This window comes from Sodalis sp. (in: enterobacteria) (assembly GCF_036327475.1).
In the GTDB taxonomy this organism is placed as follows: Bacteria; Pseudomonadota; Gammaproteobacteria; order Enterobacterales; family Enterobacteriaceae.
In genome coordinates, this window is sequence record NZ_CP132913.1 from 1,698,344 (window position 1) to 1,711,409 (window position 13,066).

Here is a 13,066-nt window from a genome sequence, read left to right on the forward strand (position 1 = left end):
GCAGCTCGACGACGTCGCATCAGCAGAGGAAGAGCGCCCGCACTGACGCGACACGGCACGTGGGTGAAAGCGCCTCTCACACAGAACGTCCGGCCAGTGGCGCCAGCCACGCGATGGGAACCAGAAGCAACGGCGTCAGCCAGGATGCCTCTGGTGCTTCCCCAAACACCACACCGCCACGTCGGCCCCTATTTGGCGGCGCGAGAGAGGGGCAATGAACCGCTATCACCACCACGGTAGCTGGATTATTTGGCTCTCCTTCCTTATCGCGATTGCTTTACAAATCATGCCGTGGCCGCCGCAGCTGTACCTTTTTCGTCCCTCTTGGCTTAATTTGCTGCTCATTTACTGGGTGATGGCGCTGCCGCACCGGATCAATATAGGCACCGGTTTTATTCTCGGGCTGATTCTGGATCTGATGCTCGGCTCAACCCTGGGTGTGCGTGCCATGGCGCTGAGTATTCTCGCGTATCTGGTGGTGTTCAAATTTCAGTTATTTCGCAACATGGCTCTTTGGCAGCAGGCTCTGATTGTGATACTGCTGTCATTAACAACTCAGGTGATCGTATTCTGGGTGTGGGGGTTGGTAATTAATATTTCATTCCGTCCGGAAATACTCTGGGGCAGTGTGGTGGATGGCGTATTGTGGCCCTGGTTGTTTCTGCTGATGCGCAAAATACGTCGTCAATTTGCCGTGCAGTAGCGAGAAAAGGAAACCACGGATGAAGGCGATTTATCTGGCGTCCGGATCGCCACGGCGTAGAGAATTACTGGCCAACTGAATGTTCTTTTGCGGTGATTAGCGCTCTGGTGGAGGAGCGACGCCGCGCTGGCGAAAGCGCGGTAGACTAACCAATGGATAAGGCCGACGCCTATGGTATTCAGGGAAAGAGTGACCCTTCGTGCGTTCGATTCACGGCGGCTACCCTACCGTGGTGGACCTGCTGCTAGTGGAAACCTTGGAGCTGTCGAATTCAACGCTCTGGCGTGAACAAGAGTAATCTATGATAGCTGAATTACTTGTCAATATCACACCCCTGAAACACGGGTTGCCTATGTCGACAGCGGCATCTTGCAGGAGATCCATATCGAGCGGGAAGCGCAGTGCGGCATTGTCGGTAATATCTACATAAGGACGGGTTAGCGGCGTGCTGCCGGGCGTGCAGGCGGCGTTTGTCGATATCGGGCTGAATAAAGTGTCTTCCTGCACGCCTCGGATATTATGCTTCATACCGAATGCGTAGCCGGTGAAAAACAAAAGAATTTTAGGTGCGCGATATCGCCGAGCTGGTGCGCTAAGTATAGGATATTATGGTGCGGGTGGTGAAAGATCACCTCGGAATAAAAGTGGCTCGGCTGACCGCCGATATTGCGCTGCCGTCGCGCTATTTGGTCTTCATGTCGGGGGCCCGCCCCGCCCACGTCAGCGTGTCGAAGCGTATCGACAGCGAGGTGGAGCGTGAGCGTTTAAAACAGATCGTGGCGCACTATCGCGGCGAGCAGGGTGGTTTTATCTACTGCGGCTGAAGCATCGGCAATAAAGAGTGGTCCCAGGACGCCGTCTTTACTCAAGCGGCTGTGGACAAAAGTCATGGAGTGCAAGCGTTGCAATCAAATCTGCTATATGTTGTATGGCGAGTTGGCCCTCGCCCAGCGCACATTGCGTGATTTCGCTGGGGCGGCGTTGAACCGTATCCGTGTCGACTCACGGCTGACGCACGAATTGCTGCTGGAGTTTGCTGCCGAATATATTCCGGACATGACTGCCAAGCTATAGTATTACAGCGGCATCGAGCTTAAATCCGGCGGCTATCTGATCATTGATCAAACTGAAGCGATGACGGCTATCGATATCAATACAGGCGCCTTTGTCGGTCACCGCAATCTCAACGAAACGATCTTCAACACAAATATTACGCAGGCCATTGCGCGCCAGCTGCGACTGCGTAATCTCGGCGGCGTTATTATTGATTTTATCGATATGGGCAATGAGAAGCACCGTCGGCGGATGCTGCATTCCATTATCAGGCGCTAAGTAAAGATCGAGTGAAGACCGGTATCAAGGGGTTTTCACAATTGGGACTACTGGAGATGACGCGCAAACGCACGTGTGAAAGTATTGAACATGTTCTGTGTAGCGAGTGCCCTACTTGTCACTGCCGCGGGACGGTGAAAACTATTGAGACAGTTTGCTATGAAATCATGCGTGAAATCGTGCGCGTATACCATGCGTGCGACTTCGAGCGTTTTCTGGTCTATGCGTTGGTCGCGGTACACGCTGGCGCGATCTCGGTTGGCAGCCCTGGGAAGTTCTGCTGGGGCATGTTTCTGGTGAGGCAAAAGGCTCACTGGCCGCGGGGCGGCTGCAGCCCGGCCCGCCTGGAGACAGCATGCTGCTCTGTCAGGGTATGCTCCACGCGCAGGCGGCCCTATCCTGTTCTCACGCAACCTTTGACTGGTGCCACAACCAGTAGAACGGGCTGGTATTATGGAGATAAACATCGATGCCTAGGCGTGATCGATTTGGGCCAACGGCGATTTCTATTTCCATACATCGGTGAAAGGCGAGCCCTGGCTGGACATTCTTGCTGGTCTGCACCTGGATTAATGCCGTTGACGCCAGGCGTTTATTTCCCAAATCCGCTGAATATGGGGACCGTCTGGTGGACTATCTGATCGGCGTGCTTAAAGGTGGCCAGGTAAGAATGCCTCTTTGCTGTTTGCAGGCAACCCCTGTCGATTTCCGTTTAAGCATAACGACGGCCAGTTTGAGATGTGTGCCGTTATAAGCGGGCTAAATGTCCATTTGACTCCGACTGGACGGCGCAACTGAACATCGACCTGGATTTCGTCAATAACGGCATGTTTACGCATGCGCTGCAAACCGCGCTCGGCGAAACTTACGGTTACAATAGCGTCGCCGGTATTCCTGACTATTCCGAAGAAAAATTGTTAATTGATGCCGGCATCAGCGACGTCGACATCGCCATCCGCGACTATTTTCCCAGACGCCGCTCAAGGCGTCGCTTGGCAAAACGCTTGATGAACTGGAAGTTGGCGAGCCGATGAATGGCGACTTGCATTTGGAAAAAATCGTTGGACATGACCTTCAGGGGCTAAGCGGCACTTTCCACTATAATAACGGCAATGGGGATAGCACCCTCTTGATGGGCAATGGTTTGGCCGGCCGATAGCGGTGAATTTCACCACCCGAGAAAACTCACCGAGTTTGATGTTAACGTGGACTGGAAGAGGACTTGGGGAAGAGGACTTGGTGCCTAATCAATTTCCCGCGCTGCCAGCCGCGCTGGTGGAGTCGGTCAACAGCCGCGCGGCTTGGCAGAACGATATCACTGTTGCTTACCGCTGGTTGCTTACCGCTGATAGAGCAAAAGATGTAAGCGCACTTGCCCTGCCGCTGGATAAATCGGGCTGGCAGCCTTTCTCGCTCGCGGTAAACGCCTCTCGCTCTCGGTAAACGCCAATAGGGACATGCATGCCTTCCTGTTCAGCGGCCATGCCGGTAGCTGCAATAATTCCAATAGCCAAGGTTGTTGGGACGCCAACTCTCCTTGAAGTGTGACGCTTGGACGTAGGGCAGCAAGACACCTCCGCTGTCGGCTTCACGCTTTCGTTTCAGTAATGCGCTGACGCTGGGCGGGTAGGTGTGGCACACTGGTATTGACACGCAATAACGTGGCCGGTGAGAGTAGGGTAGCGGCGAAAGGAAAGGAATTAATGGCGTACTTAACCGCGAATGCGCCCTGGCGCGACGATCTGGACTATCTCTACTACAAACCCAGCTTTCGTCGATGCCAGCACTGGTTTCGTTGACTAGCCAGCGCTGGATTAAAGGCCAAAATCTGGTGCGTCAGCGGCAATATCAAGCCACAGCAGGAACAACTGTTATTGACCGGTGGCGTAATCGATATCGGCAACGCCAAACTGACTATCGAAGGCAGCTGGCTCAGCCGCCGCGGGAACCGGATATCGCTACAAGGGGAGCTGAAAAGGAAAGATATTGGCACCGCGGCAGATTATATCGACATTGGATACGTCGTTGCGCGCAGCATCCTTTCACCTGAATTATGCTTTGTATTAATGGGTTTTACTTTGATTCGTCAAAGGCACTGCCTGGTTGAAAGACGGCATCTTGCATACCAACGATCCGTTGATTGATGGCCTGGAAGAGGATATTATCATGGCCACGGTTAGGATGACGACATCATTTATGATTAACCCAGTAGTGGCGCTGCGGTTTTTGCCGCCAGCAAGGTGTTGGCACCGTTTGTAAAATAAGGCAGCAGCTCGGACGCGCCTGAAAAGTAGGAAGTTCTGCGCCAGCCGCGCGGTCAAGAGGCAAAGTTAAAATAACGGGCTGTCATTTAAGGTGATGCATGTCTCTATTCGCGTCGTGGCGGATCGAATCCATTTTTAAGAGTGAGTACTTATGAGTTTGATGTTAGTCAGTGAATATTTGCTCTATAACAATCAACTGCAGCATGGCTATCTGTTCTCTTTAATTGGAACAGATGAGTGCATGACATCTGGGCTATGCCGATCTCTATTTCTAATTTAAGCTATCATGAAGAATGGGTCGCTAAAGACGGAATCATCAAGGAAGGGTCATACAGTATCGACCAGGGCGTCGGCGCGCGCGATAAGCGGCGAAAAACCGGTTTCGCCTATGCCGACCAAATTACGATAGCGGCGTTGAACCAAAGCGTGATGGCTGTGTGCAGCATCGTCAGTGAAGCGGGCAATGGCCGGGTACGTTACTTTGGCTGCGGTTGCTCACCGTCCAATCTATTGACTATTGGATCCGATCCGCTCGCCAATCTGCCGCACGAGGAGAAAAGCGCGCTGCTGCACCGGGTGGATAAAGCGGCGCACGCCGCCGATGCGTGCGTCCAGGAAGTTATAGCCAGCCTGTCGGGGTGTAGAGCAGTTCTGGTCGTCGCAACTGGGTGTTGGGAAGCGGTGCGTACAGTGGCGACGATGGTACGCTCGCTTGTCTGATCGGATCGCTAACTGCCGATGATAAAGGTGATAAAGGTGTGTCGAAGCAATACAATGTGCTGATTGAAATACACCGGCAGCCATGGCAGTGAATTTTGCCGGCTTCGGTCAGGTCGATACTGCAGGTGCTGTAGTTAAGTAGCCTTACCTGTAAGTCATTTTCCAATTCCGCCACGGTCTGACTGGCGGAAGCGGCGCTCGTTTGCAGTCGGCGCGCGGCGCTAGTAAACGAGTTGACCTCCCCAGGCGAATATCAACATGTGTTTAGCCTTTCCATTATTCACTCTGCTTTCAAAGTGACGAATTGTATAAGGTAAAATAGCGATGTCGATTCTCCTTATCGTATTCGCTAATCTGAAATAGTTTGCCGTTTTGTTAGCTATTAAATAGCAACAATTTGAGTGGGCTGTAAACATTTTGCTAACGCCCCTTTCCAGGAAAGGTCTGGGGGTTCTATGCTCATTCTGAGCACGACTGGGGCGGCCTTTTGTCGCGACACCCCCGTTAAGGCGGCGACAGGCGGTACAGGAATCGATATGGGTTACAACTAAAAAAGTATAAGTTTGCTTCCGGTCATGGCAATCTTTGATCTGTCCTTTTCACCGGTATTTTCGAGCTGAGGCTATTTCGCGGAATCTATGATTTTGTCTGGCATCCAGCCTTATTCAATACCACACTGTATTGTTGCGTTTTACCTGATTTCTTGTTTGCTCGTTTGAGGTTGTCGTGAAAACCTTTGCCACTAAAATTGTCCGCATCGCTCTTCACCCTGGTGCTGATAGCCGCCATCGCTATTTCCGCACCTGGTCGTTTACCGAGTCGCCCTGGACTCACGACACCGAGTTCAGTGCCGATATGGTGGCCATTGCGCCGGGCGTCGGCGATTTGATTACTGAAGTGCCTATTCTCGATAATTGGCAGGTAAAGAAAATCGCATCATCGACAACCCGCGTTTTTGAGGCAGTGGTGGAGAGGCAGCGCGAGGTGTCGCGTCGGCGTAGTCTGGGGTCACGCCATATTCCAAGAACAGATCGATCAGGCCAGTAACGATCTTTCGACCGTCAACCATCAGTTGGCCTAAGCCATCTCGGTGAGAAATTTAGCCAAGTTAGACTTGGCGCGCACTGAAGTGAGGGCGCCGGCGGACGGTTGGGTGACCAATTTTAACGTTCATGCCGGTGAGTTCATCACCCGCGGCTCGGTTGTGGCGGCCCTTGTGAAGAAAAATACCTTCTATCTGCTGAAGTATCTGGAAGAAACCAAGCTGGAAGGGCGCGGCCGGAGTATTGGTGGAGATCACCCCTCTTGGCAGTAACTGAATTATCACCGCTACCATCGACAGTAGCGCCGCCGGTGTGAATAACGGCAGCGGCGCAGTGGACAGTAAAGTTGCCAGCGTCGACTCTAATCTGGAATGGGTCCGCCTGGCACTGCGCGTTCCGGTAAAAATCGTGCTTGATAAGCAGAAAGGGGATCTTTTCCGGCAGGGACCACGGCCACGGTGTGATTACCGGTCGACGCGATGGCTACTTCGGGCGGGTCTCGCCCCTGATGCAACTTATCCATCGCCTGCGCGAGTTCGGTTAACCGGTGGCTTATGCTGCAATCTCTGTTTTTTCGCTGGCACTTGCCTTTAAGCTGACGTTTGCGATTTTGCTGGCGTTAGTCCTCGGCTTTTATCTTCAGCTGCAAACGCTGTGCTGGTCAGTATTGACCGTTGCCATCATCGTCGCCGGCCAGACATTTGCCGCCGGCGGTGAGTCGTTCGCGGGCGCAATCTATCACCACAGTATGCTGGGGATCATCGGTACCTTTAATCGGCTATTTGGGCGCGCTGGTTATTATTATCCTGACGATCCGCGCGCCGTGGTGATACTGATGTTAAGCTGCCTCTTGGCCGGCCTGTACACTGCGCTCATTAGCCCGGGCCCTGTACACTGCGCTCATTATCATCGTCGTATCTATTGTCCTCGGCATTATTTGCACCATCTTGGCCGATATCCTTTTTCGCAGCGCTCCATCAAGTGCGATATCGATCGCGCGCTGGATAATCTTTTGATCCATTATCGGCCACTGCAACTGTGCGTGAATAATGCGCCAAAAGAAGAGGTGGACAACACCAAATTGTCTTTGCAACTTGTTGATATCTAAAGAAATTACATGCGTTCACAAATAGCGCTGAATTCAGGGAGTATTTTGTCGGCGAGTTTCTGGGCTCCGGTATTGCAGTCTCAATCTGTCGATAAGCATCGGCTGGCCGGTTTTGAAAGCACCCAGCAGTGGTGGGGCTGGTATGCGTTACAGTGATCGCAATTGCCATCTTGCTTGCGTTATTGATTGGCTATATCTCTTTAGCACACTCCTTTCCTTAACCTTGGAACTCATTTGTTGAGGCAGCGAATAAAGCAAATGTTTAATCTCGACAACCGATAATCTCTCCCAGGCAGCCACTTTACTGTCGATCATCTGTAGCCATTGCTACTGTTGGTACTATCGCGTTAATTAATAACAATTTCGATTCTACCACCCCGTAGCGTTGTTACATAAGTGCTGGAAGTCTTGTGTGGAAAGGGATTGTAGAGGCGTAAAATCGTCCCTGCCCATGTGGTGAATGTACTGATTTTCCTGGCCATCGCCATCTATGTTTTACACTTGACCAGACTCTGGCTGGAGAAAGATTGCCTGCCGCAGACCATGATGGAGCCGGCGTTCCTCGCTGGTGACGCTGTTTAGTAATGTCGACTATGTACTGGTGATCCTGTTAACTTTATTCACACTTGGTATCCAGTGGAATGATCTGGCCTGGATCGTCAGCGCGCCGTCGGTGGGGATCGGTTTCAGCCCACAAGAAATAGTGAAACATTTTCTTTCCTGCCTGATCCTGCTGACGGAACACCCGGTAAAGTTGGCGATCGCATCAGTATCAGCGGTATAGAAGGCGATATACGCCGCATTAACGTGCGCGCCACCGAGATCCAGCTTGGCGACCACTCAACGGTAATCGTGTCCAATTTCCAACTGATTTCCAAGAAGGCGCACAATACCACTATGGATAACGCGCAAGGCGTAGTCTTCTGACGTTCCCGCTGGATATCGAGACAAGGTTCGCGCGCTGCTGCCAGCAGCCTGCCGCATGAGGTGGTACAAAGCGCGCTCGCGCCGTCGGTAGCTTTCAGCTAACCGAATCGGGTATCGTATTGAGCGTTACCGGTTTTGTCAGTAGTCCGCGCGGCGTGCCATCCACCAAAAGCAATGCGCTGTTCGAGATCTTAAAGCGCCGGCGCGCCGACGGCATAACGTTGTCGATACCGCAGAAAATGATAGTCGAGAACGCTAACCTATCGCCTACGATACTGCCCGAACCCTGATCTTTTATCTGCCGGCGTAGAAGCAGGTCCGCGTGCGTCTCACGCCGCAACCCTGCAAGCGTCGGACAGCCCAGGTCAGCCCATCTGTTCTTCGCGGCAAGTCAGTTTAAGTCGGCGTTGGCGCATTGGGCGGCTTCAAAGTGATGGATCACATCATCTATAATGGGCGCAGCCGCGGCGTCTTTGGATCAGTAGGCAGTGAATTGTCAACAATCTCGCAAATGCCTCTACCACGGGGTTTCGTAGCCAGCTGTCCACTGCGCACGCGGTATCGGTGGAGGGGAAGCTGCCGACGTACCCTGAGCGTGGCCTCGACGCCGGACGCGCTGATAACGTCAGGACCGATTGAGACCACTGACGATCGTTTGAATCGCACTCGACGGCGATGGATTCCTGGCGGTACAGGGCTTCCGCTAATAGGGCAGAACGACCCACTGATAGTGCCGACGCAAGTTTCTCTCACCATCGACAACGGCGATGTGTTAAATACAGTCGGTGGGGCAACTGAAACGCGTCACTTGCCGATGCCGGTACGTTGGTGCGCGGCGATGACGACCTGTTCTACTTCAACGATGATGCGTAGGGCGCGCAGGCGATGCTGCCGAATGACACAACGCCGTCAGCGCTGCCCTGCGGGCCAATCACGTTTATCCCTCAGCTAATTGCAGGAGGGCCAACGGATGACCCGTTTTATATGGATTACCAAAACCGGTCTTGATGCCCGGCAGACTAATATGGATGTGATATCGAACAACCTGGCCAACATTACTACCAACGGCTTTAAAGCGCCAGCGCGCGGTATTTAGGGATTTACTGTATCAAGCCGTCCGCCAGTCAGGGCGCGCAATCGTCGTACAGACTATGCTGCCCTCGTGGCTGTAACTGGGTACCGCACAGTCAGCACCGAGCTACTGCCATAGCCGGGGTAACCCGAAGGGGTAACCTGGAGAAGACCAACAATAGCAAGGATATGGCCATTAGCGGTAAAGGTTTTCAGGTGCAATGCCGGACGGCACTACGGCTTATGCGCGCGATGGCTCGTTTCAGATTGATCAGAACGACCAGATGGTGATTTCCAGTGATTATCCGATTCAGCTTGCTGCATCACACCATTCCTGATAACACGCTCACCATGACCATCGCCCGCGACGGCGTAGTGAGCGTCACGGTACAGGAGCAAACCAACGCCACGCAGGTAGTGGTGGAAGAGCTCGTGGATATGTCAGGTACAGCACGCCTAATAGCAAGGCGGTCAGCACTTCTGAGCAAGGCGGTCAGCACTTCTGAATCCATGCTGCAAAAACTGACGCAACTTTAACATGATGAACGCGTACGGAGAGGGTATAGCCCGCTCGCCGGGTAGAGAGATTTGGCCTGCGCCAGCGATCCGGCGCTAAACGTTTAGATTGAGATACCCCATCGATGATGATAACAATTTTAACATCCGAGTTCGGCCGTCGGCCAGCGTGTTTTAACTGGCCGGTGCGAGCGCCATGTGCCTGGCAGGCTTCGTTACCTGCCACATAAAGATTTAGTGGAGGAAGCGACCTCCGCCGAGCTGGCTCTCGCGTCGATGCCTGTGGCCAACGGTTCGATTTTTCCACCTCACAGAAACGTCAGCGCCAGAAAAAGTTCATCTGTCAACGCCACGCATAAGTGGAGCAATACGCTGGCGTTCGACGGTTCTGAAAATTCTTAACTGGCTGGTTTCAAATAGAAGTATGGCCGAAAAATGCCTGTACCGGCACCATGCCCGTAATGGTGGCGGAAGCCTGGTCAACAGCAACCTGAAAGTGGTGGGTGAAAAGCAGATCTCCACCAACCAGAGTACCGAATACATCCGTTTCTCAGGTGTTGTCAACTCGTGCACCATCAACGGCGATAACACGGTGGTGTCCACGCAGGTGGCGGACATCCGAATCTAATATGTGGAAGGTTATATCGACGAAGCGTAGGCGACGGGTGTACTCCACTGTTAGAGGCTTCATGACCAGAACCCCGACCTTCATCAGCCGCAGTGGCCTGTTTTTTTTGCCGCCGCCGCGCTGCTTCTCTTGCTTCTTAGCGCGCTCGCTGCCGCTGAACGCCTGCGAGATTTATGGATATACAGAGCGTACGGGACAGACGCCGTTTACTATCCACATCTTGGAACATGTTATCGCAGTTAGGGATCACCATGCCGAACAGTACCAATATGCAACTGAAAAACGTCGCAGCGGTGATGGTGACCGTGAGTTATCCGGCATTCGCCCACACCGGGCAGACGATTAACGTGATGGTAATCGTCTATGGGCTCGGCAAAAAGCTTGCGCGGTGGCACGCTGTTGATGGTGCCGCTCAAAGGGGCTGACAGTCAGGTGTATGCGCTGGCACAAGGCAATCTACTGGTGTACAGCACGGGCGCCGGCGGCAGCCGAGTGCAAATCAATCAACTGTCGGGTGAACGGATTAATCATGGCGCGGTAATTGAGCGGGAATTACCCAGCACCTTCGGCTACAGTCCGCTGTTGTTACAGTAAATTAAAACGGAAAACTTCAGTTTGCCCTAAGCGCATCAGCGATGCCATTAATCGCTTTAACAGCATGGACGTCGCCCGGGCGCTAGATGCCCGCACCGTTAAGTCATCCTGCCAGCCGACAACAGCGCGCAGGTTCGTTTTCTAGCGCAAATCCAGGATATCGATATCGCCGTCGGCCAGATGGATACCAGGTGATTATCAACTCGCGTACTGGTTCGGTCGTGGTGAACAGGAATGTCACCCTGGATAATTGCGCGGTGGCGCAGGGCAATCTTTCCGTGGTGGTGTTAGCCAATACCCTCCTTACCAATGGTAATACCGTGGTTACGTCGCATACCTAGATTTCCATGCTAAAGCTGAATCCAGCGACAGCCTCAGCCTCAATAATGTTATTCGCGCGATGAACGCCCTGGGTGCGACGCCAAACGATTTGAGTCGTTCTGCAGATGAAAAGCGCCGACTGTCTGCAGGCCAACTGGAGATCATCTGATGACGCTTATGCGGAGCATAGTCCTTGTCCTTTCCTCCCACCTATGCGCCAATGCGCTGAATAAACTGCATCAGCAGGCGGTGGCGCAATCGCTACAGGCTCTGAAAGCGGTGGGAACAGGTTGATGACCTGTTCGTGCAGATGATGATGCTGAAAAGCATGCGCGATGCATTGCCCCAGAAGGGGTTGCTGGATGGCCACCAAACGCAACTCTACATCAGATTGTGTGCTCAGCAGATAGCCAGCAACTTTTCGCCAAATAGCTGAGCTGGCGGATATAATGATGAAGCAACTAAACCACGCCTAGGTGGCGGCTACGCTAGACGGCACGACTACCGCCCAGGGCGGGACTGTCCACGCTGGCCCCGGCGCTGACGCCTATATGCCATGCTCTACTCGAGGAAATACTACGGCGCGAAAAGACGAGGAGGCGACGCCAGCGGCAACGGCATCCCATCATTCCATCATTTAATTTTCTGGCGGCACTGGAAACCGGCTGTGGTAAGCGTAAATCCCCACCACAGACGGCAAACTCAGCCACAACCTGTTCGGGATTAAGGCCACCAGCGATTGTCAGGGCGCATCGACCACCACAATGACCAAAACGGCCAAGCGATGAAAGTTCCCCAGCATTGTACAACTCTTATTTAGTGGCAATTGAAGATTATATTCAATTGCTTACCACCAATCCCCGCGATCGCGAAGTAGTGAGCGCCAAATATCCTGAAGAGTGGCCTGTGCGTTACAGCGCGCCGGCCATGCACCAACCCCGGCTACGGGAAAACTAGTACAGATTATCCACCCGGCGGTAAAAGCCTATACCCATGCTTTAAGCTCACTGTTCTAATAATGCCCGACGAATTCTTTTTTACGCACTCTAAAGTTTTATCCCTTAGCGTCGTTATTTTTTAATTTCAGTAGTGATTCGTTGGTTTTTATTCATCATATATCTGGAATAAAGGAAATGACATTTCAGCCCATTACACAATATCGCTTTCTCCGAATTAAAAGCCGCGCAGATAGCATTGGCCACGACCTCAAACAATATTAGCAACGCCTATGTCGACGGCTATAATTTGTAGGGGTGACGATGAGCAAGGCTCAGCAAAGCGATGTGCCGGGAACGGCGTCATCGTCACCGGCATCAGCCGCGCCCATGACTCGCTGGTGGTTGGCAGCTACGTACGGCGTCTGCGTCCGATTCGGATGCGTACTTATTCACCAAGATGAGCACCTTTTCGCCTCGCTACAGGCGTTATCCTCGGCCGCCAGCCATAGCGAGCGCGGCGCGTCAGATGGTGATTAGCAGAGGGCAGAATCTGATGGCCAGCTCAGTAACCTGAGCAATACTCTATGCGATATGGATATCGCCATCGATAGCCAGCTCTTCGCCACCGCCGCTCAAATCAACAGCTATGCAAAACAGATTGCCACTCTTAATGGCCAGATGGCCCGTCAGGGTACCGGTTCAGAGCCCAACTGAATCAGCACGACCAGCTGGTCAAGTTGCTTGATAATTGGTCGGCGTCAATGTGACGGTGCAAGACGATAGTACCCTCAGCCCAACATTGGTAGCGGCCTGACCCTGGTGCAGAGTAGCAGTGTCTATTGCAGTGGTGCCGTTCTCAGCCGATGCGTCGAAAATGGCGCTGCTCGGGTGTGGTGCCTGG

The 13,066-nt window shown here is 52.9% G+C and carries 11 protein-coding genes and 10 pseudogenes; 20 read left to right on the forward strand and 1 reads right to left on the reverse strand.

Features of this window, described 5'->3' with window-relative positions; genetic code table 11:
• Window positions 1-214 precede the first annotated feature (214 nt).
• From mreD to GPOALKHO_RS09175, 7 genes and pseudogenes are all read left to right on the forward strand, one after another.
• Window positions 215-703 carry a rod shape-determining protein MreD gene (gene mreD, locus GPOALKHO_RS09145; RefSeq protein WP_406702241.1) on the forward strand — a complete coding sequence of 163 codons (489 nt, stop codon included), beginning with the start codon at window positions 215-217 and terminating at the stop codon, window positions 701-703.
• 301 nt (window positions 704-1,004) lie between these two features.
• Window positions 1,005-2,274 (forward strand): annotated as a pseudogene (gene rng / locus GPOALKHO_RS09150) (ribonuclease G); the annotation flags it as partial.
• Window positions 2,275-2,775: 501 nt separating this feature from the next.
• Entirely contained in the window at window positions 2,776-3,069 is a 294-nt protein-coding gene (locus tag GPOALKHO_RS09155; RefSeq protein ID WP_406702243.1) for a DUF3971 domain-containing protein, read from the forward strand.
• Window positions 3,066-3,194 carry a hypothetical protein gene (locus tag GPOALKHO_RS09160; RefSeq protein WP_406702244.1) on the forward strand — a complete coding sequence of 43 codons (129 nt, stop codon included), beginning with the start codon at window positions 3,066-3,068 and terminating at the stop codon, window positions 3,192-3,194. Before GPOALKHO_RS09155 ends, GPOALKHO_RS09160 begins: the two co-directional genes overlap by 4 nt.
• Window positions 3,195-3,274: 80 nt before the next feature.
• Window positions 3,275-3,478 (forward strand): hypothetical protein, encoded by a 204-nt coding sequence (locus tag GPOALKHO_RS09165; protein WP_406702245.1) that lies wholly within the window; start codon window positions 3,275-3,277, stop codon window positions 3,476-3,478.
• Between the two features lie 625 nt (window positions 3,479-4,103).
• A pseudogene (locus GPOALKHO_RS09170) lies at window positions 4,104-4,287 on the forward strand (hypothetical protein); the annotation flags it as partial.
• Between the two features lie 249 nt (window positions 4,288-4,536).
• Window positions 4,537-5,019: a hypothetical protein gene (locus GPOALKHO_RS09175; RefSeq protein WP_406702247.1), complete on the forward strand. Its 483-nt coding sequence runs from the start codon at window positions 4,537-4,539 to the stop codon at window positions 5,017-5,019.
• Here GPOALKHO_RS09175 and GPOALKHO_RS09180 read toward each other — a convergent pair.
• Window positions 4,919-5,242, reverse strand: a pseudogene (locus tag GPOALKHO_RS09180) (LysR family transcriptional regulator); the annotation flags it as partial. The gene GPOALKHO_RS09175 and the pseudogene GPOALKHO_RS09180 overlap by 101 nt on opposite strands.
• A 334-nt stretch (window positions 5,243-5,576) precedes the next feature.
• Between GPOALKHO_RS09180 and GPOALKHO_RS09185 the strand changes: the two are divergent.
• From GPOALKHO_RS09185 to GPOALKHO_RS09245, 13 genes and pseudogenes are all read left to right on the forward strand, one after another.
• Window positions 5,577-5,738, forward strand: a pseudogene (locus GPOALKHO_RS09185) (DUF1656 domain-containing protein).
• Between the two features lie 7 nt (window positions 5,739-5,745).
• Window positions 5,746-6,606: pseudogene (locus tag GPOALKHO_RS09190) on the forward strand (HlyD family efflux transporter periplasmic adaptor subunit).
• A gap of 3 nt (window positions 6,607-6,609) precedes the next feature.
• Window positions 6,610-7,134: pseudogene (locus tag GPOALKHO_RS09195) on the forward strand (FUSC family protein); the annotation flags it as partial.
• A 45-nt stretch (window positions 7,135-7,179) separates the two neighbouring features.
• On the forward strand, window positions 7,180-7,326 hold the full coding sequence (locus GPOALKHO_RS09200; RefSeq protein WP_406702249.1) for a DUF3772 domain-containing protein: 147 nt from the start codon (window positions 7,180-7,182) through the stop codon (window positions 7,324-7,326).
• Between the two features lie 185 nt (window positions 7,327-7,511).
• Window positions 7,512-8,091 (forward strand): annotated as a pseudogene (locus GPOALKHO_RS09205) (mechanosensitive ion channel family protein); the annotation flags it as partial.
• Between the two features lie 125 nt (window positions 8,092-8,216).
• Entirely contained in the window at window positions 8,217-8,387 is a 171-nt protein-coding gene (locus tag GPOALKHO_RS09210; protein ID WP_406702251.1) for a hypothetical protein, read from the forward strand.
• 680 nt (window positions 8,388-9,067) lie between these two features.
• Window positions 9,068-9,705, forward strand: a pseudogene (locus GPOALKHO_RS09215) (flagellar hook-basal body complex protein).
• A 454-nt stretch (window positions 9,706-10,159) separates the two neighbouring features.
• Window positions 10,160-10,309 (forward strand): annotated as a pseudogene (locus GPOALKHO_RS09220) (flagellar basal body L-ring protein FlgH); the annotation flags it as partial.
• Between the two features lie 178 nt (window positions 10,310-10,487).
• Window positions 10,488-11,379 (forward strand): annotated as a pseudogene (locus GPOALKHO_RS09225) (flagellar basal body P-ring protein FlgI); the annotation flags it as partial.
• A 16-nt stretch (window positions 11,380-11,395) separates the two neighbouring features.
• Window positions 11,396-11,521 (forward strand): hypothetical protein, encoded by a 126-nt coding sequence (locus tag GPOALKHO_RS09230; RefSeq protein WP_406703516.1) that lies wholly within the window; start codon window positions 11,396-11,398, stop codon window positions 11,519-11,521.
• Between the two features lie 507 nt (window positions 11,522-12,028).
• Window positions 12,029-12,184: a hypothetical protein gene (locus GPOALKHO_RS09235; protein ID WP_406702252.1), complete on the forward strand. Its 156-nt coding sequence runs from the start codon at window positions 12,029-12,031 to the stop codon at window positions 12,182-12,184.
• A gap of 201 nt (window positions 12,185-12,385) precedes the next feature.
• Window positions 12,386-12,478, forward strand: a complete 93-nt coding sequence (locus GPOALKHO_RS09240) for a flagellar basal body protein (protein WP_406703476.1) — start codon at window positions 12,386-12,388, stop codon at window positions 12,476-12,478.
• Window positions 12,479-12,735: 257 nt separating this feature from the next.
• Window positions 12,736-12,879 (forward strand): FlgK family flagellar hook-associated protein, encoded by a 144-nt coding sequence (locus tag GPOALKHO_RS09245; RefSeq protein ID WP_406703478.1) that lies wholly within the window; start codon window positions 12,736-12,738, stop codon window positions 12,877-12,879.
• Window positions 12,880-13,066: the final 187 nt, after the last annotated feature.

Bases quoted from the DNA above. Each gene is read 5' to 3' on its own strand.
- GPOALKHO_RS09200 (WP_406702249.1), top strand. From the start codon at position 7,180: ATGCGTTCACAAATAGCGCTGAATTCAGGGAGTATTTTGTCGGCGAGT.
- mreD (WP_406702241.1), top strand. From the start codon at position 215: ATGAACCGCTATCACCACCACGGTAGCTGGATTATTTGGCTCTCCTTC.
- GPOALKHO_RS09160 (WP_406702244.1), top strand. From the start codon at position 3,066: ATGAATGGCGACTTGCATTTGGAAAAAATCGTTGGACATGACCTTCAG.
- GPOALKHO_RS09230 (WP_406703516.1), top strand. From the start codon at position 11,396: ATGACGCTTATGCGGAGCATAGTCCTTGTCCTTTCCTCCCACCTATGC.